Source organism: Mesorhizobium sp. CA5 (assembly GCF_020165105.1).
Lineage (GTDB): Bacteria > Pseudomonadota > Alphaproteobacteria > Rhizobiales > Rhizobiaceae > Mesorhizobium.
In genome coordinates this window covers 88,022-107,793 of record NZ_JAIUHJ010000011.1, presented here as the reverse complement: position 1 = coordinate 107,793, position 19,772 = coordinate 88,022, and the positions used below count along the sequence as shown (strand labels likewise).

Genomic DNA, 19,772 nt, shown 5'->3' with positions numbered 1-19,772 from the left:
TCCGAAGAGGTCTTTTGTCAAATACGTTTTCCGATTCGCTTTGGCCCCATCCGCCCGATGAGATCACTGCCGGATGCCTGCCCGAATCTGGCGGAGCAGGCCCGTCGGTCAATAGCTGCCGCGTGACATCCACACGGCAGGGACAGTCTTGAAGATGATGCGAATATCCCCGGACAACGACCAGTTCTCGACATAATGGCGATCGAAGGCGACGCGCGTGTCGTAGGATACGTCGTTGCGGCCGCTCACCTGCCACAGACCGGTGAGACCAGGGCGCGATTTCAGGTAATAGACCGCCGCGCTGCCGTAGATTTCCAATTCGTCGCGCACGACCGGGCGCGGGCCGACAAGACTCATGTCGCCCTGCAGGATGTTGAGGATCTGCGGCAGCTCATCGAGGCTGAGCTTGCGAAGCACCTGGCCGACGCGGGTGACGCGCGGATCGTTCTTCAGCTTGCGCGTCGCGATCCATTCGGCGTTGGCTTCCGGATTGGCCGCCAGATACGCAGCGAGCACGCGCTCGCCATCCGGCACCATGGTACGGAATTTGAGGCAAGAGAAAATCCTGCCGCCGCGGCCGATACGCTTGTGGCCATAGAAGATCGGACCATTATCCGAAAGCTTGACCAGCAGCGCGACCATCAGGAAGAGCGGGCTCAGCAAGATCAGCCCAGCCAGGGACCCAACGACATCGAAACTGCGTTTGAGCAGACCGCCGATGGGGGGTGGAAAATCAACGCCGGCCTGCGCAAAACTCGCATTTGCCGACTTGGCGACGTCCCTCATGCAGAAGCTCCATACGTTGAACGGATGGTTTACGGCAAGATACCAAAAAAATGCTGCAGCGCAACACACAATTTCCCATCGCCTTGAAATGTTCACGTCATGAATTGATTAAATAATAAACCTGCCTTGCCCAAATTTTCACCTTTGTGGCACGTTTATGACAAGGTGAGAGAAAACCAGGAAAATGTAGTCCGCTTTTCGGGCCATTTTTGGACAGTGCATTCTTTGCTGCAGAAGAAACGCGGTTGCAGGCCGCTGGAAGCACTCGCAATGGTAAGTTATTCACATAAAATACTAATCAAAGTCATGAGTTTAACTGAAGCGGCAGACGTCTCATTGAATAGCTCTCGGAGCCAGAGTGTGCGGCGCAGCATGCCAGAGTCGATCTCGTAAAATCGTTGGAAACCATACCTGCACGGCCTTGCTCCGGCAGGCCGGCCTTAATAGAGTCGCAAATTGTTCCTGTCATAGTCTGCACGGGTAAGGAAGGTCGGAAGCAACCGGCCGGATTGGGCAGCCAGAAAGAGCTCTTTGGCGCAACGGGGAGTTACGCGGGTGGGTAAGTCGCAGCTTCTGCATGCTCGTCTCGGTTGAGAGGGCGGCGGTCATGTCTTTGCCGAAATTCATCGTCGGTATGATCTTCGCGCTCGCGATCGTCATCGGCTGGTCCTATTTCGATGGCGCGTCGGCGGGAACCATCCTGCTTCGCACCATCGTCTGCGCCGTCATTATCCAGGCTGGCTATTTCCTTCTGGTCTTTGCCATGATCGGGGGAGCCAAGCCGACATCGGCCGACAAGACCCGCGAGGCGGACCGCGGCCCGATCCTGAGCAAGGTCGCTGAAGGCGAAAAGCTAAGCGCCAGACGTAGCCTCCACTGAACGTTCGACCGGCGCGGAGGTCAGCCCGGCCGCGATCGGTGGCGCGCTTTCGCGCTCCGCCTGCTCGCCGGACAGCATCCTTGCAAGCCGGCTGCCGGCTTTCGCCCTCAACCGCCGATATTGTCCGACCTCGACGATGCGTCCGTTCTCGATGGCCACGACCCAGTCGGCGAAGGCGATCATCGACGGCCGGTGCGCGATGGTCAAAATCGTCATCCGGCCGCGCAGCGCCTCGATTGATTGGGCGATCAGCGACTGATTCTGCCAGTCAAGCGCGCTTGTCGCCTCGTCGAGGATGAGCAGCGAGGGCTTGCGCAGCAGCGCACGCGCCAATGCGATGCGCTGCCGCTCTCCCCCGGAAAGGCGGACGCCGCGGTCGCCCACCACCGTATCGAGCCGCGAGTCCAGCCGCTCCACGAAATCGGCCGCATGGGCGTTTCGCAGGGCCGCCCACAATTCTTCGTCGCTGGCCTCAGGCGCCGCAAGGCGCAGATTGGCGGCGATCGTGTCGTGCAGCAGGAACACATCCTGCGGCACATAGGCGACCTGATCGCGCCAGGCCCTGCGATTCTGCGCCGTGATCTCCACGCCGTCGGCCAGAATACGTCCTTGGGTGGGTTCAAGCAGCCCAAGCAGCATGTCGGCGATCGTGCTCTTGCCGGAACCCGAAGGGCCGATCAGCGCCGTCACCTTGCCGGCCGGCAGGCCGAAGGTGATGTCGCTGACCACCGATTTGCCGCCGCCCTCGCCATAGGCGAACGCCACATCGCGGATGTTGAGGCCGGTCTCAAGCGACAGTTTTGCGCCTTGTTCGGTCACGTTCTCTTCCGGCTCGCGCTCGGCATCGAAGCGAGCCTGGAGGCTCTGCATCGAAGCATAGGCCGGCAGGTTGATCAGCACCTGTTGGGTCTGAAGCTGCATGTCCATGAAGCGCGGCGCGACCCGCATGAAGACCAGCAGCAGCACGACGATCTCGGCCAGCGACAGGTGGAAGCGAACCAGCGCGATATAGATGAAGAGGCTCAGCCCGATCACGCTCGTAACCTGGAACAGAGTGGTGCCGAGCGAGCTGTTGCGGACGAAGGCGATGTTGTCGGCCTTCATCCTGTCCAGCGTCGCGCCGAGCTCGGCAAAATAGCTTTCCTCGACGTTCAGGCTCTTGGCGACCTTGATGCCGCCGAGGAACTCGGAGACCGTGCGGTATTGGTCCTGGCGATTGCCGGTCAGCGTGCGGCCATAGGCGCTGGCGCGCGCCCGGAACGGCTGCAGCGCAACCAGCAGCACCAGACCGACAAGGATGGCGAAGCACGTCATCACCGGCGAGATGAACAGCGAGACAATGAGATAGCCGGCCAGGAGCAGTGTGGCTTGGGTCAGCATCAGCAGCGAGAAGGCCGCAACCTGCACCCGGTCGACGTCGCCGTTCAGCGCATGGTCCAGATCGGAGCTGCGGATGCGGGTGAAAACGCCCCAGCGCGCCTTGCCGATGCTCTCGAACAGGTTCATGCGCACGCGGTTGACGAAGTCATAGAGCAACCGCGCCATGTAGACCGACTTGAAGCGATTGAACATCGCTTGCAGCGCCACCAGCGCGACGAGCAGTGAGAGCACGCTCGCGAGCGACAGCGTTCCGCCGGGCACCAGCCGATTCAAGGCCTCCGGCACCCGCACCGCATAGTCCTGGTCGGGCTTGCCGATGAGGCGCAGCAGGGGAACGAGCAGCAGGATCGAAATGCCTTCGGTGAGGCTCCCCAGGATCAGGAAGGCAAGCGCCGTCGCCGTGCGCCGTCCGCCGACATGCGCCACCATGGCGCCGAAACCGGCGACATCGCGCAGAAGCGACAGGCGAAACTTCGAGGACCAGCCCATACCCTGGCTCACCTTGTTCCGCACGCCAGGTCGGATTCGATCGCGGCGACCGCTTCATCGAGCCTGGCGAGTCCGGCCGGCACTTCGAGGCGGTTGACGCCGATCAGCCCGACGATCTTAGCGCATTGGCTGAGATGCGCGGCGGCGAGATCGCCGGTCAACGCCTGCCGGCCGAAGCGCGTGATGTATGAGAATTTAATGATCGCCGGCAGCGCGGCGACACCGGCAAGCTGCGAGATCGCCGCGCGTTCGCCGCGCTCGAGCACATAGATGCGCGATACCGGCACCGCCTCAGTGGCAAATCCGTCGTGCAGCCGATGCTGCGCCTTGTCGATTTGCGGATGCACCTGCGGGCGCACTTCCGCCTGCTCGAGGCGAATGGCGCCGGCCGCGTCGGCGGCCAGCTTGAGCTGCGGAAATCCGGGCAGGATCATCGGTCGTCCAGGGTCGGACAAATCCAGCGCGACGACATCATCGGTGAGCAGCCGATGGCCAGCGCGGATCATCGCGCCCGCCGTCGTCGACTTGCCGGCGCCCTTGTCGCCCATGAAGATCACGCTCTTGCCGCCGACGGCAATGGCGCTGGCATGCAGGACGAGCAGCCCGCGCCGATGCAGGGCAAGAGCCATAACCGGCCCGAGCAGCGGAAAGGCAAGCAGCGGATCGTCGATCCCCGGCGCCGGATCGACATCGATCCGCCTGCCGTCGCTGATCATGAAGGTGCCGACCGCCTGCCAGGAAAGATATTGGCGCGTCGCCTCGAACCGAAAGCCCGTGGCGCCATGCGATGCGCCGTCGGGAAAGTCGATCGGCCCGACCGCGATCTCCAGGTCCGGCGTCGCCGGCGCCGTCGGCGTCAGTTCCGGCAAGGCCACGTCCGAGCTGACGATCAGCCCGTAGGCCTTGTAGAAATGGCGGACACGTCCGCCCCGCGCCATTGTCCCGGTGGCGGGCCCCGGTCGCGCAAGGGAAGCGATCGGAAGATTCATGCGGGGCTTCCTTGGACTTGCCGCAGCCACAGCGATAGCGAAACCGAACGCCAGACATGCTGGACGTCGGGCAGCCTTGCCTGCTCGGGCTGGCTGAGCAGGCGCTCATAGACGGCGTTCACTTCAGGCAGATTGACATAGGGCGCGATCCGCTCGCCGTCCGCTATCAGCAGCCTGTCCAGAAGCTCGCGGTGGTTGCCGAGCATGCCCTTGACCAGGTTGGCGGTGAAATCGATCTTGTCGCGCCGCCATTGCACGGCCGGCGGCAGAACGCCTTGCATGGCCCGGCGCAGCACGTGGCGGCCAAAACCGTCCCTGAGCTTTTCCTCGCCGGGCAGCGCCAGGCAGAACTCGACGAGCGGCTTGTCCCAGAACGGATAGCGGGGCTCGACGCCGGAATTGGCGGCGGCCTTGTCGAGCACTTCGAAGGCGTGCGGCACCAGCCCGGTAGACAGCAGCCAGCGATGCGTCAGCGCTTCGCTGGCGCTCACGGCGGCGGGCATGTAGCCGCTGCGATGAAAGCGCTCGGCAAGATCGGTGCGCCTGGCAAGGTCCGGATTTACCAGGCCCGCCCAGGCGCGCGGCGCCGATGCCGGCCTCTGCCGCACCTTGCCGACAAGGCGTCTGGCCATCGATCTCATCCGGGCGATCCGCCAGGCCGGTCCATAAATGGTCAGGAACTTGAAATAGAGGGAGAACATGCCCTCGCCATAGGTGTTGGCGGCGCTGTGCAATTCGCGCCACAGCTCGAGCCAACGGCCGGCATTGGCGAGTTCGTGAAGGTGCCCATGGCCCTGCGAGACGACCTCGTCGCCGCCATGCCCGTCGAGAAGCACCTTGACGCCCTTTGCGCCCGCGGTGCGGTAAAGGTCGCGGGTCAATGACAGACCGGGCGCCAGGAACGTGCCTTCCTGTTCCTCCAGGATACGCTCGAACTCGGCGAAGGGCGCGTAATTGCTCACCGCAATCAGCGTGGCGTCGAGCGGATTGCGGTCGAGCACCGCATCGATGAAAGGCTTCTCGTCCATCGACGAGCCTCTGTCGAACACCAGCGAGAAGGTCTTGAGCCTCGGGTTGCGCCTCGCCGCCGCGCGAAGACCGGCGACGCAAGCGATCGAGGAGGAATCGAGCCCGCCGCTCAGCATCGCGCCGACGGCCGGCGTGCCGCGCATGCGGTTCTCCACCGATTGCGCGAAGAGATGCCGGAATTCCTCAGCCGCGTCCGGGCGTGGCGGCCTCTGCGACGGCTCGATCTGCCAGTAGCGCTGCAGCACCACCCGGCGGTCGGTGACGGTCATGCTGTGCCGCGCCGGCAGGCGGAAGATTTCGGCGTAGAGCGTGGCCTGCGGATCGTCCGTCAAGCCGACGAGGAAGCCGGAAATCTGGTGTTCGCTGAGCCGCCTGCCGACGTCGTCCAGCGCCAGGATCGGCCCGATCTCCGAGGCGAAGGCGAAGCGCCTGCCGGTCGAATGATAGTAGAAAGGTTTGACGCCGAAATGATCGCGCGCGCAAAACAGCGCCCGGCGCTCGCCATCCCATATGGCGAAGGCGAAATCGCCCTGCAGATAGGTCGGGCAGGCCTCGCCCCACTTAAGGTAGGCGCGCATGATGAGCACCGCGTCGGCGACCGACCGGTCCCGCATGCCGAGCCGCGCCAGAAGCTCGTCGCGATTGTCCAGCCGGCAGTCGGCGGTAACGGCGAGCTTGCCGCCGGCCATCGTCAGCGGCCCGGGACCGTTCTCGCCGGTCGTGTCGAGCCAGGCGTGGCCGAGCGCGACGCTGCCGTCCGCCCACCATGAGCTGCCGTCGCGGGCGCGGTGGCGCATGCGCGAAAGCATCTCTTGGATATCGCCGGCCGCGGCGGGCCGGCCGTTATCGCTGAGCACGATTCCAGCGACGCCGCTCATCGCTCACGACCCATGGTCGACCAGATGGGCAAATCCTTTGATCGAGCCGCCAAGCACGATGTGGTTGCCGCTCATCAACCAGGCATGCGCCTTGAGCTCGCTGCCCGTCCCTCGTTCGATGCCGATGCTGATTTTCGATGCGCTGCCCTGGCGGGCGAGCAGATATTGTCCTGCCAGCGCTTGGGTCAGGCAACTGGCGCCCGGCACGAGCCGCGCCGCGGCGGCAACGCCCCATGCGACACGCCGCAGGTCGGCGACGCTAGCGTCGCGTCTGGCGTGCATTCCCGTCACCAGGCTACGGACACGGTTATAGGAGGACAGCGTCAGTGCGAGCCGCACAACGCTCACCACCATCAGGCAGCGCGCCAGAAACAGCATTTCCCAGGCGCTCAGCGAGCGGAGCCTAGACCAGTTCCTCATTGTGGAGCCTCGCAAGCCCTGCTTCGCTCAGCCCCTTGAGCAAGCCCTCGACATCGGCCCTGCAGCGTTCGGCATCGACATTGTAGCGCGCAAGCACGGCGCTGCGGATGTCGAGCATGGATCGCGGCTCCTGGATCTGCTCCCAGATGAAGGCGCCGACGCCGTTCAGGCTGTAATAGACATTGGATTTGAGGTGGAGTAGCGCCAGTCCGGCGCCGAATTCACAAGCCACCGCCTCGTTCGTCGCGACGACGCGGTCATGGTCCGAAGGGTTCCAGTGCATCCTAAAACCTCGTTGCTGGCCCGTCGCGCCCTATGGCTTCCACCGGGATCGGTTGCCTGCGATCCTCGGCAGGAATCCGGGGGACAACGCCCCCCGGCTCACCTGTTGGAGAGCATCCGGAGCCCCAACTCAGACACCCGGATACATGTGAGTTTTAAGAGAAAGTCAGCTCGCCGACCGGCGTGTGCGCGGGAAAGCTCGCGTCGAGCGCCGTCGTGCCTGCACCGCCCTGCGTGATAGTTTCAATCGAACCGTGAACCGTCAGGCTGGGGGTTTCATACTCATGCTTTTCAACATTCTGTTCCATTGTACTCTCCAATTAAGGACTGGAAGCGGCTGCAGAATGCCGCCAACATATCGCTATGCTGCAGCGCAATTGCTGCATGGCAACATCCATGAGTCAAGCTTGATTTACCAAGCATTAATCAATTCTTGGTTGCGCTCGCATCCGTTGTTAATCAAGGCCTAGGCAGCGTCATCCTAAACCTCACCCATCCAGGAATTCAACCGTAGGTCCGTGCCGTTTAGATAAGCGGTTGATTTATCTGCGATAATTTTTCAGGCGAAAAAGACATCTCGCAATTGCGAAGAATTTGTCACAAAAAATCGTCATTTTCCGGCCAGCCGGGACGCCCCGGAATTGTCTTCAAAAGTGATTGAACGTGAGGCGATTTTAAACGCTGGGGTTGCGGTCAGGAGGCGACCTCAGCCGCTTTTGGCGTGAGCGCGTCAATTTTTCCGATGCTTTTCTTCGCAGGTGCAGTATAAACCCTTTGGGCGGCATTTTGCGGAGAACGACATCGGGCATGGCGGTGCAGGATGGCTCCTATGAAAGGCTGCGCGCCGCCGGCTGCGCCGACGAAGTCGCTTATGTGCAGGCCTGCCTGAGGCTGTTTTTCGCGCCACGAGCCAACATCACGGATGGCCGGGTCGATGTGCCCGCGCCGACGGTGTCGGCCACCCCGATCCCGGCGGCCCCAATTTCGGCAATCAATGTCGCCGACATCGCCAGGCTGAACAAGGTCGCCGTGTTCCTGCTCAAGGCGCTTGCGCGGGCGCCCGCGAATGCCGCGCCTGCGGAGTTGCCTGGCTGGCTCGACAGCTACCGCCGGCGAACCATGTCGATGAATGTCGCCTGCATTGGCGATTCGATGGCCATCGCTCGTGTGCTGCGCGACAGGCAGGTCGATTTCGTCTTCCTCAAGGGGCCGCTCCAGCAGCATCTGCTTTATGGCGACCACTTCATGAAGCCATCCGGCGATGTCGACATACTGGTTTCGCCGACCGGTTTCGCCAAGGCCCGTGATGCGTTGCGCACGATGGGCTATGAGGTTGCCGGCAAGTCGCGTTCGGTCTGGTGGGTGCGCTTCCTCGGTGAGCAGCACATGGTGCGCGAAGACGGCGCGAGGGCCTCGACAGTCGACCTCCACCATCGGCTGCAGCAGCCGGGTTCGCCCAGCCCGCGCGACACCGACGGCTTCCTGCGCCGCAAGCGCGAAGTCGAGGTGGCCGGCGCCGCCATGCCGATCATCTCGGCCGCCGACACCTTGCTTTTGTCCTCGATCAGCGTCGCCAAGGCCTTTTTCAACCGCGAGCCCTGCGCCGGCTATGTCTGCGACGTCAGGGCCAGCGTCAGCCGCCTGAGCGAAGCCGAGCAGCGGAGGGTGCTCGACCACGCCGCCGAACAGGGCTTGGCGGATACGCTGCTCTTGGGATTGCGCGCCGCCGACGTGCTGCTCGGCGGCGACGGCACGCTGCTTTCGGATCGCGCCACCCGCATGCTGGCCCGCATCGACAACGCCGACCTCTTCCACATGGTCATGGCGCCGTGGCTCGCGTCCCTGCGCTGGCCGCAGCGCCGCCATGTGCTGTGGGAACTCTGCGGCCGCGAGCCGGTCCGCTACCTGGCTGAGGCCGGCTGGGCGGCCTCTGCCGACCTCAGCCGGCGCATCTTCGAGCGCCCGGCCACGGCCGGGCCGGCGCGGAGCGAAATGATCAGTATCGTGGGCGGGGCGGCCAATCATGCAAGCGAAAGGTGAGCCCATGCCCGTGACGACGCCCATAACGACCTCGGGGGTCTGCGTCATCATCGCCGCGCGCAATGCGGCGCGCACCATTCCCGGCGCGATCGCTTCGGCGCTGCGCGAGGCCGAAGTCGCCGAAGTCATCGTGGTCGACGACGCCTCCACCGACGAAACCCGGGATGTGGCTTTGGCCGCCGACGATGGCAGCGGCCGGCTTGCCGTCATCCGTTTCGACGTTAATCGCGGTCCTTCCGCCGCGCGCAACGCCGCCATCCAGGCCTCCAAATCGCCCTTCATCAGCATTCTCGACGCCGACGATTTCTTCCTCGAAGGCCGCTTCCGCCGGCTTTTCGCCAGCACCGACTGGGATTTCGCCGCCGACAACATCATGCTGATCCGCGACGATGCCGCGACCGACCTCGCCAAGGTCGCAGCGCCGCCTTTCGCGGCCGAGCCGGAATTTCTCGATTTCGAGCGCTTCATCGACGGCAACATCTCGCGCCGCCGTGTGCGGCGCGGCGAGCTCGGTTTCCTCAAGCCGGTGATCAGCCGGGCTTTCCTCGAGCGGCATGGGTTGAGCTACGACGAGAACCTCAGGCTTGGCGAGGACTACGAACTCTACGCGCGCGCTGTTGCTTACGGGGCTCGGTTCAAGATCATCAAGTCCTGCGGTTATGGCGCGATCGTGCGCGCCGATTCGCTGAGCGGCCGCCACAGGACGCAGGATTTGAAGCGCCTTGCCGATGCCGATCTGGCGCTGCTCCAGATAGACAGCCTTCCGGAGCGCTCGAAGGCCGCCTTGCGGCGCCATGAGCGCCATGTCCGCGACAAATACCGGCTGCGCAACTTCCTTGATGTGAAGGCCGAGCGTGGGCTGGCATCGGCCGCGGCCTACGCTTTCGCAAGCCAATCGAATCTGATCCCGATCGTGCGCGGCGTCGCCACCGACAAGCTCGACGCGCTGTTCCGCCGCACCGGGATTGTTGCGCGGCAGCAAATGCCGCCGACGCGCTTCCTGATGGCAGCAACCAGCGCCGCAAGCGGGTGATCGCGCATTGGCCCGGAAACCGCCGTCCCTCAAAAAATCGCATTCCGAAAACTATGATGTTGCCTAGTCGCTGCTGGGATGGCAGTCTATGTTGCAATGCAGCAATTTCGAAAAGGCCGATAGGATGGCTTCGATTTTTAGCTTCAGATCCCGGGATCCGGCTCGCGACCGGCAGACCGATCTCCAGCGTTTCGACCGGCTGGCGAAGCTGTTCGACCAGATCGCGGCCGAGATCGAGGCGGAGAAAACCGGACTGGAGAATCGTTATAAGTCGACGGCTGCCAACGCCGCCTTTCTGGTCGAGGCGATGGAGAATGGTTCGGCGTCGGCCAGCAAGGGATCGGATGTCGCCGCGATGACCAAGTCGATCCTGAACTGCGAGCGGCGCATTGCGGAGCTCGTTCGCCAGAAAGGCCTGGTGAAGGAACTGCGTCATTCGCTCGACGCGATCGTCGAGGATGGTGCCGAGCGGTCTGCTGCGCAGGCGACGGCAAGAGGCTGACGGCGCGTCAGGCGCCGTCATCAGTACGAGACGTTACAGGACATTAGAGGAGTTCACAGGGCGGAAGATCGGAAGCGGGTCGCTCATGCGAACCGAGGATGACTTTGGGTTGGGCGGACAACACAAGGTGAGTTTGTTATGAACGCAGATCCGGACAACACCTCCGAGGCGGCTTGCGAGGTATCGCAGGCGCCAGGGAGCGGATTAACCAGCCTGAGGCTTAGCCTGGTCGGCGCCCTGTTTGCGGTCGCTGCGGCCCTTGCGGCGAGCCCGCATCTCGCGCATGCGCAAGCGGCGCAGCAAGAGCTGCAAAGCGCGCCGTCCTTCGTCGACGATTTCTCGAATTTCAACCAGTCCCGCTGGTTCGTCTCGGACGGCTGGACCAATGGCGCCCATCAGAACTGCACGTGGTCGAAGGATCTCGTGCGGCTTTCCGACGGCGTGCTTTCGCTGGGCTTCGAAAAGCGCAAGCTGAAGGACCGCGAGTTCGCCTGCGCCGAGATCCAGACCAAGCAGCGCTACGGCTACGGCGTCTATGAGGCACGGATGAAGACCGGCACCGGCTCCGGCCTCAACGCCGCCTTCTTCTCCTATATCGGCCCGCAGGACAAACAGCCTTGGGACGAGATCGACTTCGAGGTCCTCACCAAGGATCCGTCCAAGGTGCAGGTCAACAGCTATATCCAGGGCAAGCCGAAGAACGGCAAGCTTGTCGACGTCGAAGGCGGCGCCGACAAGGGCTTCAACGATTATGGCTTCGTCTGGGAGAAGGATCGGCTGCGCTGGTACGTCAACGGCAAGCTCGTCCATGAGGTGACTAACCCCGACGAGTTGCCGAAGCATTCGCAGAAAATCTTCTTCAGCCTCTGGGGCAGCGACAAGCTGGCCAACTGGATGGGCGCTTTTGTCGATCCCGGCAGCAAGGTGACCATGGAGGTCAAGCGCGTCGCTTTCACCGCTTTGGGCCAGCCATGCCAATTCCCGGAATCGCTGGCATGCAGCATAAGCAATTCCAACTAGGCATGATCCCAAAGTGGAACCGATTTTCGGATAGGATCATGCCGAACCAACTGGGCCGTTTGGCCTGGGGGACATCTGAACCGGCCGGACCGCTTTTGCGGCCCGGCCTTTGACAGGAATAGAACCAAATGAATTTGACGGTATTTGGGATTGGCTATGTCGGTCTCGTCCAGGCCGCTGTGCTGGCCGAGGTCGGCCATGAGGTGGTGTGCGTCGATATCGACGAGAAGAAGGTGGAGCGGCTGAACCAGGGCTTGGTGCCGATTTTCGAACCGGGCCTTGAGGCCCTCGTCAGGGAAAACCACGCGGCCGGCCGCATCCGCTTCACCACCGACGCGGCGGCGGCGGTCAGGCATGGCCAGATCCAGATGATCGCGGTCGGCACGCCGCCCGGCGAGGATGGCTCGGCCGATCTGAAATATGTGCTGGCCGTCGCCGAAACCATCGGCCGTGAGATGGACAGCGCCAAGATCGTCGTCGGCAAGTCGACCGTGCCGGTCGGCACTTGCGAGAAGGTGAAGGCCAGGATCGCCGAAACGCTGAAGAGGCGCGGCCGCGAGGATCTCGCCTTCGACGTCGCCTCGAACCCCGAATTCCTCAAGGAAGGCTCGGCGGTCGCCGATTGCATGAAGCCGGACCGCATCATCGTCGGCACCTCCAGCGAGGACACCGAGATGGTGATGCGCGAGCTCTACGCGCCGTTCAACCGCAACCACGAGAAGATGATCGTGATGGATGTGCGCAGCGCCGAATTCACCAAATACGCCGCCAATTGCATGCTGGCGACCAAGATCAGCTTCATGAACGAGATGGCCAATCTCGCCGAGCAGCTGGGCGCCGACATCGAGGAGGTGCGCAAGGGCATCGGCTCGGATCCGCGCATCGGCTACCACTTCATCTATCCCGGCCTCGGCTATGGCGGCTCCTGCTTCCCGAAGGACGTGCGCGCGCTGATCAAGACCGCCGAGGGCGTGAAGTTCGACGCCAAGCTGCTGCGCGCCGTCGAGGAGCGCAACAATGCGCAGAAGTCGGTCCTGTTCGACAAGGTCAACCACTATTTCAAGGGCGCGCTCAGGGGCAAGACCTTTGCCGTCTGGGGGCTGGCCTTCAAGCCCAACACCGACGACATGCGCGAGGCGCCGGCGCGCACGCTGATGGAAGCGTTGTGGGCGGCCGGCGCCAAGGTGCAGGCCTACGATCCCGAGGCGATGCAGGAGTGCCAGGCGATCTACGGCCTGCGCGAGGATCTGCTTTTGTGCGGCACCAAGGAAGCGGCGCTGCGCGGCGCCGACGCGCTTTTGATCTGCACCGAATGGAAGAGCTTCCGCGCGCCGTCCTTCGATGCGCTCAAGGATGCGCTGACCACGCCGGTCATCTTCGACGGCCGCAATCTCTACGATCCCAAGGTGATCGCGCGCTACGGCATCGAATATTTCTCGATCGGCAGGATGGCGGCATGAGGGCTGATTGCCTCAAGGACAATGGCCGTCGCCATGGCTGTGGATTCATGCCGGCGAACGGGGCATCGGCAACAGTATGAGGTCATCAATGGCTGCGCAGCGCAAACCGACGGTCACCGTCATCGTCCCCACTTTCAACCGGGAAAAATTCCTGCCCGAATCCATCGGCAGCCTGCTGCGGCAGACCGTGATGCCGGATCAGATCCTGATCGTGGACGACGGCTCGACGGACGATACCGGCGCGGTGGCGGCCTCTTTCCCGGCGCCGGTGGAATACCATCGCAAAGAGAATGGCGGGAAATCGACGGCGCTGAATTTTGCCCTGAAGCGCTGCACAGGAGATTTCGTCTGGATATTCGATGACGACGACGTCGCGCACCCGACGGCGCTTGAGCGGTTTTTCGCCGCCTTCGAGCGCGAGCCGGCCGCTGATTTCGCATTCGGCGAATATGCGCGTTTCCAGCGTTCGGCCCAGATCGAGGAGCAGGATTACGAGATCGTCGCCTTCGGCCATGTCAGCCAGGACAATTTCTTCCCGTCGCATCTCGAATATTGTCACGTCCACCAGCCGGGTCTCCTGGTGCGCCGCAAATGCTACGACGAGGTGGGTGGCTTCAACGAGACCCTGGTCCGGTCGCAGGACTACGAGATGATGTTGAGGCTTGCGCGCCGGTTCAAGGGCATCAGGGTTGATGGCTTGATGTTCTTCCAGCGCCAGCACGACATGGTCCGCGGCAGCACCAAGGTGGTCATTTCCTACACCGACCGGATCAAGGCCTGGGGCGCGTACGACCGGGCGATCATGGAAGAGGTCTACAAGTCGGTCGATCTGCATGAGTATCTGGATCGCTCGGAGCAGGCCCTGCCGAGGACGGCCGATCTCGAGATGCAGGCGCTGCTGCAGCGGTCGAGCATCATGGCCAGGAAGGGTCTGTGGCATCACGCGGCCGAGGACATCCGCCGCTACGCCCTGCTTGCCGAACGAGCCGGAAAGACGTCGCTCAGCGACAAGGAACGCGCCATCGTGCGGCGTACGTTCGAAGCCTACGATACAGGTTTGGCATCCGCCCCCGCCGACGAATTCGTCTCGGCGGTGAAGGCATGGAGGTCGGGACCGCTGAAGGCCGACATCGTCAGGGAATACATGCATTCCTTCCCGCATTATCTGGCGCGGGACCTGAAGGCGGGAAAGGTGATCCCGGCTTCGAAATTGTTGCGGGAGTATTCGGCGCTGTCGCTTTCCGCTTCGCTCGGCCGGCTGTGTCGGGCGATGACGTCGAAGCTTCCCTTGGCGCGCAGCGCAAGCTGATGAGCCGTGGCTTGCGGATACTCGCCCGGGCCGAATTAGGAGCAGAACGATGAAAGTGCTTTTTGCAAGCGGCAACGGGTACATTCCCGAGTTCACCGGCGGCGTGCAATCCAACACGCATCACCTGGTCGAACAGCTGATCGAGCACGGCCATCAGGCGTCGGTCCTCGCCTCGCTGTTCGGCGACGGCATGTTCGGCCTCAAGGCGCGTGCCAAGATGAAGCTGCTGCGGCAGCCCGCGGTTGTCGACAATTTCCCCGGCTACCCGGTGATGCGCGCCTGGTTCCCCTGGGAGGCGGCCGGCTTCGCCGTCGAGAGGACCACACCGGACGTCGCGGTCGTGCAGTGCCACAAATCCGTCCTGCTCGGAAAGGCGCTTCTTGCCGAAGGCGTGCCGCTGGTCGTTTATCTGCACAATGTTGAATTTCACGAGCTCGCCGGCGATCCGCGCGAACTCAATTCGGCTTTGTACATCGCCAATTCGGAATTCACGGCGCGCACCTACAAGGAAAAATTCGGCATCGAGTCCACCGTGCTTCCGCCGACCATCAACGACGCGCTCTACTGCACGCATACGACCGGCGAATTCGTCACCATGATCAATCCCTATGAGGAGAAGGGGTTCGATCTGGCGGTGAGGATTGCGGCCGCCTGCCCGGAGATTCCCTTCCTGTTCGTGGAGAGCTGGAAACTGGAGGACGAGCATCGTGCCCGCATCGAAAAGACCATCGCGCCGCTCTCGAACGTTACGCTGGAAAACCGCACCGACGACATGAAGACGGTCTATGGCCGCACCAGGGTCCTGCTTGCTCCGAGCAAATGGGAGGAAGCCTGGGGCCGCGTCGCGTCCGAGGCGCATTGCAGCGGCATCCCTGTCGTGGGCTCGAGGCGCGGCGGCCTGCCCGAGGCCATCGGTCCCGGCGGCGTAGTGCTCGACTACGACGCCCCGCTCGCCGACTGGGCCGCGGCGGTGAGGCGCCTGTGGAACGACCGCCAGGAATACGAGCGGCTTTCGGCCGCAGCTCTCGCCTTCTCCAAACGCCCGGAACTCGACCCCGCGCGGCAATTGGTGGTGTTTCTCGATCTGCTCGAAAGAGCGGCTCGGCAGGGCGTCCGCCACGCTGCGTAGCTTGCAAGCAAGGAGAGGGAACCGTTTGCTGCACTGCACCAAAAATGTTGCGATGCGGCAAAACCTGCAATAGGTTGGGCCGACAGGAGTCAAAGTTCATGCCGCATGCGTCAGGCCCTGCCGGCGACGTTTCCAGCCTGATTTGGGCGAGAACATCCTGCCGATGAGGATTTGCTTCGTAGTCGATAAATTTCCCACTCTGTCCGAGACATTCGTGCTCGATCAGATTGCCGGATGCCTTGAAAGAGGAATGGAAGTCAGCGTCGTCTGCAACGAGATGGCTTTTGGCAAGGATAGCAATGTGGACGATGCACGTTGGCAGACATTGCCCGGCCCTGTCGTTTCCTGGTGGGGTGGCCTGAATCGCTACCGCTCACTGCTCCGGAAATGGTCCGGCAGATTTTGGGACAAGCTTTCGACCTTTATCGACCTGGCCAACGCACAAAAGCTGCAAAACGTCGATGTGATCGTGGCGCATTTTGGCCATAACGGCCTGCGCGTCGCCCGCGTCATGAAGCGGCGCAGGATTTCCGCGCCTTTGGTGACCATATTCCATGGCACCGATGTCGGCAGGCCGTTGCATGACGGCACCGTGGACCAGTACAGGCCCGTTTTCGAACAAGGGGCTCTCCAGCTCCCTGTGAACGCATTCTTCCGTCAGGCCCTGATCGATGCCGGTGCCGCGCCGGCACAAGTCGCGGTTCACCACATGGGCATTCGCCCAAGCGAGATCGAATATCGCTGGCGCTCCTGGCAGGGACATACGCTGTCTTTCATCTCGGTCTGCCGGCTGACCGAGAAAAAGGGGACCGAATATGCGCTTCGCGCCCTCGCTTGCCTGCCGCACCGCGATTGGACCTATTCGGTGATCGGCGGCGGGGAATTGTTGGAGGAATTGAAGCTTACCGCCGTCGACCTCGGTATTGCCGACAGGGTGACCTTCCTCGGACCGCGTCCGCACGGCGAGGTGAAGCAGCGCCTGCGCGATGCCCATGTCTTCCTTCTGCCAAGCGTCGCCGGGCGAGACGGCGATCTGGAAGGAATACCGGTTGCACTCATGGAGGCGATGGCTGGCGGCTTGATCGCTGTCAGCACCTACCATTCGGGAATTCCGGAGCTGATCGAGGATCGCAAGACTGGCTTCCTCGTGCCCGAAAGGGACGTCGCCGCGCTTGCCGGCAAACTCACCTGGATCGCCGAGAACCCGGGCCTGTGCGAGCCGATAGCGCTTGCCGCTCGAAGGAAGGTCGAGGCCGATTTCAATGCCGATACCTTGAATGAACGCTTTGCGCAGATCGTTGCGCGGCTAGGGGAGACCGGATCCGTCACATGAATGCCAATCCGCCGCCCCCGCAATTTGGTCGCGTTGCCTTGCGCGGCGGGCTGGTCACGGCCGGCGCGCAAGGCTTCAAGATAGCGATCCAGTTCCTCTCGGTCGTCATCCTTGCCCGGCTGCTCGTCCCCGAGGATTTCGGCCTGGTGGCTTCCGTGGGACCGATCGTGGCCTTCGTCGGCCTGCTTCAGGATCTGGGCCTCCAGCAGGCGGTCATCCAGCGCAAGGAGATCGATCAACGGCAACTCAACCAGGTCTTCTGGCTGAGCGCGGTTGTCGGCCTGTGCGCCGGGGCGGTCGTGGCTTGCCTGGCCCCCGCCATTGCCGCTTTCTACGGCGATCAGCGAATGTGGGGGATAACACTTGCTTCCGCCGTGCCGCTGCTTTTTGGCAGTCTTGCCGCGGTGCCGCTTGCCCTGATGAACCGCCATCTGCAATTCGGCCAGCTTGCGTTCAACGACGCAATCACCGCGGCCGTAGGGCTGCTCGCTACCGCAACCGCGGCGTATTTAGGGCTTGGCTATTGGTCTCTGGTTTTGGGTCCAGCTGTGTCAGCTGTCGTAGCGCTGGTTGCCGGCTGGCTGGTGACGCGCTGGACGCCGTCTTGGCCGAATCTGAAGGTCGACGCCGACATATTCAGGTTCGGGGCGAACCTTACGGGCTTCAACCTTGTCAATTTTCTGTCTCGCAACCTCGACAACATCCTCATCGGAAAATATTCCGGCGCGGTCGAGCTGGGCTACTATGATCGCGCCTACAAGCTTCTGCTGTTTCCGCTGCAGAACATCAACCAGCCGCTGACGCGTATCATGGTGCCGCTGCTCAGCCGCATCCATGAGGACAAGCAACGATTTCGAGACATCTATGTCCGGACAAACTGGCTGCTGGCCGTCATCACCATGCCCGGCATTGCGACTTTGACACTGACTTCGGAGCAGGTGGTCAGGCTTCTCTTCGGCGAGCGTTGGATGGCCGTGGCGCCGATTTTCGCCTGGCTGGGCATCGCCGGCCTGATGCAGTCCGTATCGAGCACCACGGGGTGGATATTCATCTGCCAGGGCAAGACGAAGACGATGTTTCATTGGGGCATCTATTCGTCTTTGACGACCGTCGCCTCCTTCATCGTCGGCCTGCATTGGGGTGCCATCGGCGTCGCGGCGGCCTATGCCATCAGCGGTTACGTGCTGCGTATCCCGGTGCTTGCCGCCCTGATCCATCGTGTCGGCCCGGTGACCGCTGGCGATTTTCTGGGCATACAGGGGCTCTTCATCATCTCGTCCCTGCTCGCCTGGCTCTCGTATCTGTCGCTGCCGGCGCTGCTGACCAATCAGTCGGACCTGCTCACGATCCTGGTGGCGGTCGTCCTAAACTACGGGTTCGCCTTGGCCCTCATGCTTGCTGTTCCGCAGTCGCGCAAGGCGTTGTTCGCCACTCTTGCCAACGTCGCCAGCAACATTGGGTGAGCGGTTGCCTATCAAGGAGGACAACGGCCTGGTTGCCGACATTGCCGACGCATGCTCTTCCAGCACGGCCTCGAGGCTTGCCCGGCGATAGTGGTCAAGACTGGCGATGAATCTGCCGAGTTTTTCGGCTGCTTCCGACGGCGTTACGGTATCGATGTCGAGCAGAAGGTCGTCGACACCGATGCGCTTGGCGACTTCCTTGGTTTTGAATTCATAGGCGATCGGCAGCACCGGCGTGCCGACGCAAAGCGACATGATCATCATATGCATGCGCGTGGCGACGACGAAGTCGCAATCCTTCACCAGCGCCATCAATTGGTCGGGCGTATGAAATGCGGCGTCGACATTGACGTGTTCGGCGATTTCCGGGTCGAGTTCGGCCACGATCGCCCGCGCAGTCCTGGCGTCGTCATGGGCATATTCCGGCACACCCTGGCAGGTTGAGATGAAGGTCACCTGCTTGCCGTGGTCCCTGACAAGAATTGTGGCGATCTCCCGGATCGAATCGAGATAGCGGCGCATGCCATCCTCACCGTCGCTGACGAAGCTCCAGTGGCGGACGGAAATAGCGACTCGGCCCGTCGGCGCCGGTGCGCTGCCGAGATGTTTCTTGATCCTGTCGGTATCAGCCAGGGCAAAGACGGCATCGGCGACCACATGGCATTTGCCGGGGTCTTTCACCAGATCCAGTATGTGATTTCTGGATCGCTCGTCACGCAGCAGGATGAGCGGAGCCCGATCGAAGATCGGGCCTAGCTCCTGGCGATTGTAACTTTTCTTGAACGGGCCGAGCGATTGCGTGAAGAAGACCGGGTCCTTGCCCAAGATCGCATCGATGCGGAATTGATTGAGCCGCTTTTCAAGATCGTAGTTCTCGACGAGATAGGTTCCGCCTGTCGTGACCACCAGGTCGGCGCTCGCATAGGCCTCAAGGCCGTGGCGGTCGCTTCTGCTGAAGAAAACGCTGCTGGCGCCGTTTTGGGCAAAGCGGCGCAAGGCGCGCAAGACTCCCCGATTGTAGATCGACTTGAGCCGGCCCTTTATCCCGCCGCCATGCTGATCCCTGAACAGGGATTCCGACAGCAGCTTGTGGAATTCGAGATCCGGGTAATCTTTCTTCGGGTAAAGCCTGGCCGCGACGTCGGGCTGACTGTCGAAAACCAGGAACTCCACATTGCTGCCGACGATCGATCTGAGAATATGGCGGATAGCCAAAAGGATCGCGGCATCGCCAGTGTTCAGACACACTGTGTTTTCGATCACGACTTTCATGGGAACCTCGTTTCGCGTCCGTGGCCAGGCCACAGCGGTTAAACGGCATGTTTGCCGGAGTGTTTACACGCGATCCGC

The 19,772-nt window shown here is 62.4% G+C and carries 18 protein-coding genes; 10 read left to right on the top strand and 8 right to left on the bottom strand.

The window, feature by feature from the left end; all coding sequences use genetic code 11:
* Positions 1 to 108: 108 nt before the first annotated feature.
* Positions 109 to 786: a sugar transferase gene (locus LB529_RS16350; protein ID WP_140544958.1), complete on the bottom strand. Its 678-nt coding sequence runs from the start codon at positions 784 to 786 to the stop codon at positions 109 to 111.
* 607 nt (positions 787 to 1,393) lie between these two features.
* On the opposite strand from LB529_RS16350, the gene LB529_RS16345 reads away from it, so the two are divergent.
* A complete protein-coding gene (locus LB529_RS16345; RefSeq protein WP_224711652.1) occupies positions 1,394 to 1,666 on the top strand; it encodes an exopolysaccharide production repressor exox in 273 nt (90 codons plus the stop codon).
* Here the strand turns inward: LB529_RS16345 and LB529_RS16340 are convergent.
* The 6 genes from LB529_RS16340 to LB529_RS16315 form a co-directional block, all read right to left on the bottom strand.
* Complete coding sequence (locus LB529_RS16340; RefSeq protein ID WP_224711651.1) at positions 1,640 to 3,535, bottom strand: ABC transporter ATP-binding protein; 1,896 nt, start codon at positions 3,533 to 3,535, stop codon at positions 1,640 to 1,642. The two genes, LB529_RS16345 and LB529_RS16340, sit on opposite strands and share 27 nt — an antisense overlap.
* A gap of 8 nt (positions 3,536 to 3,543) precedes the next feature.
* The gene (locus LB529_RS16335) at positions 3,544 to 4,524 is read right to left on the bottom strand and encodes a serine kinase (RefSeq protein WP_318012568.1); all 981 of its coding nucleotides are present in this window, start codon (positions 4,522 to 4,524) and stop codon (positions 3,544 to 3,546) included.
* A complete protein-coding gene (locus LB529_RS16330; RefSeq protein ID WP_224711650.1) occupies positions 4,521 to 6,431 on the bottom strand; it encodes a lasso peptide isopeptide bond-forming cyclase in 1,911 nt (636 codons plus the stop codon). Before LB529_RS16330 ends, LB529_RS16335 begins: the two co-directional genes overlap by 4 nt.
* 3 nt (positions 6,432 to 6,434) lie before the next feature.
* Entirely contained in the window at positions 6,435 to 6,851 is a 417-nt protein-coding gene (locus LB529_RS16325) for a lasso peptide biosynthesis B2 protein (protein WP_224711649.1), read from the bottom strand.
* Complete coding sequence (locus LB529_RS16320) at positions 6,835 to 7,134, bottom strand: PqqD family protein (protein ID WP_095769315.1); 300 nt, start codon at positions 7,132 to 7,134, stop codon at positions 6,835 to 6,837. Before LB529_RS16320 ends, LB529_RS16325 begins: the two co-directional genes overlap by 17 nt.
* Positions 7,135 to 7,288: 154 nt before the next feature.
* Positions 7,289 to 7,441 (bottom strand): lasso RiPP family leader peptide-containing protein, encoded by a 153-nt coding sequence (locus LB529_RS16315; RefSeq protein ID WP_095769314.1) that lies wholly within the window; start codon positions 7,439 to 7,441, stop codon positions 7,289 to 7,291.
* A gap of 499 nt (positions 7,442 to 7,940) precedes the next feature.
* Here LB529_RS16315 and LB529_RS16310 point away from each other — a divergent pair, with 499 nt between their 5' ends.
* The 9 genes from LB529_RS16310 to LB529_RS16270 all read left to right on the top strand — a co-directional run bounded on the left by LB529_RS16310 (position 7,941) and on the right by LB529_RS16270 (position 18,422).
* Positions 7,941 to 9,173 carry a nucleotidyltransferase family protein gene (locus LB529_RS16310; RefSeq protein ID WP_224711648.1) on the top strand — a complete coding sequence of 411 codons (1,233 nt, stop codon included), beginning with the start codon at positions 7,941 to 7,943 and terminating at the stop codon, positions 9,171 to 9,173.
* Between the two features lie 22 nt (positions 9,174 to 9,195).
* Complete coding sequence (locus tag LB529_RS16305; protein WP_224604574.1) at positions 9,196 to 10,206, top strand: glycosyltransferase family 2 protein; 1,011 nt, start codon at positions 9,196 to 9,198, stop codon at positions 10,204 to 10,206.
* A 124-nt stretch (positions 10,207 to 10,330) separates the two neighbouring features.
* Positions 10,331 to 10,708, top strand: a complete 378-nt coding sequence (locus tag LB529_RS16300; protein ID WP_095769312.1) for a hypothetical protein — start codon at positions 10,331 to 10,333, stop codon at positions 10,706 to 10,708.
* A gap of 138 nt (positions 10,709 to 10,846) precedes the next feature.
* The gene (locus tag LB529_RS16295; protein ID WP_224711647.1) at positions 10,847 to 11,728 is read left to right on the top strand and encodes a glycoside hydrolase family 16 protein; all 882 of its coding nucleotides are present in this window, start codon (positions 10,847 to 10,849) and stop codon (positions 11,726 to 11,728) included.
* A 128-nt stretch (positions 11,729 to 11,856) separates the two neighbouring features.
* Positions 11,857 to 13,188 carry a UDP-glucose dehydrogenase family protein gene (locus LB529_RS16290; protein WP_224522961.1) on the top strand — a complete coding sequence of 444 codons (1,332 nt, stop codon included), beginning with the start codon at positions 11,857 to 11,859 and terminating at the stop codon, positions 13,186 to 13,188.
* An 88-nt stretch (positions 13,189 to 13,276) separates the two neighbouring features.
* Complete coding sequence (locus LB529_RS16285) at positions 13,277 to 14,497, top strand: glycosyltransferase family 2 protein (RefSeq protein WP_224711646.1); 1,221 nt, start codon at positions 13,277 to 13,279, stop codon at positions 14,495 to 14,497.
* Positions 14,498 to 14,546: 49 nt separating this feature from the next.
* Positions 14,547 to 15,626 carry a glycosyltransferase gene (locus LB529_RS16280; protein ID WP_224711645.1) on the top strand — a complete coding sequence of 360 codons (1,080 nt, stop codon included), beginning with the start codon at positions 14,547 to 14,549 and terminating at the stop codon, positions 15,624 to 15,626.
* Between the two features lie 214 nt (positions 15,627 to 15,840).
* Positions 15,841 to 16,959: a glycosyltransferase gene (locus LB529_RS16275; protein ID WP_318012567.1), complete on the top strand. Its 1,119-nt coding sequence runs from the start codon at positions 15,841 to 15,843 to the stop codon at positions 16,957 to 16,959.
* Positions 16,956 to 18,422 carry a lipopolysaccharide biosynthesis protein gene (locus LB529_RS16270; RefSeq protein WP_224711644.1) on the top strand — a complete coding sequence of 489 codons (1,467 nt, stop codon included), beginning with the start codon at positions 16,956 to 16,958 and terminating at the stop codon, positions 18,420 to 18,422. Before LB529_RS16275 ends, LB529_RS16270 begins: the two co-directional genes overlap by 4 nt.
* On the opposite strand, the gene LB529_RS16265 is transcribed toward LB529_RS16270, so the two are convergent.
* On the bottom strand, positions 18,324 to 19,694 hold the full coding sequence (locus tag LB529_RS16265) for a polysaccharide pyruvyl transferase family protein (protein WP_224711643.1): 1,371 nt from the start codon (positions 19,692 to 19,694) through the stop codon (positions 18,324 to 18,326). The genes LB529_RS16270 and LB529_RS16265 overlap by 99 nt on opposite strands.
* Positions 19,695 to 19,772: the final 78 nt, after the last annotated feature.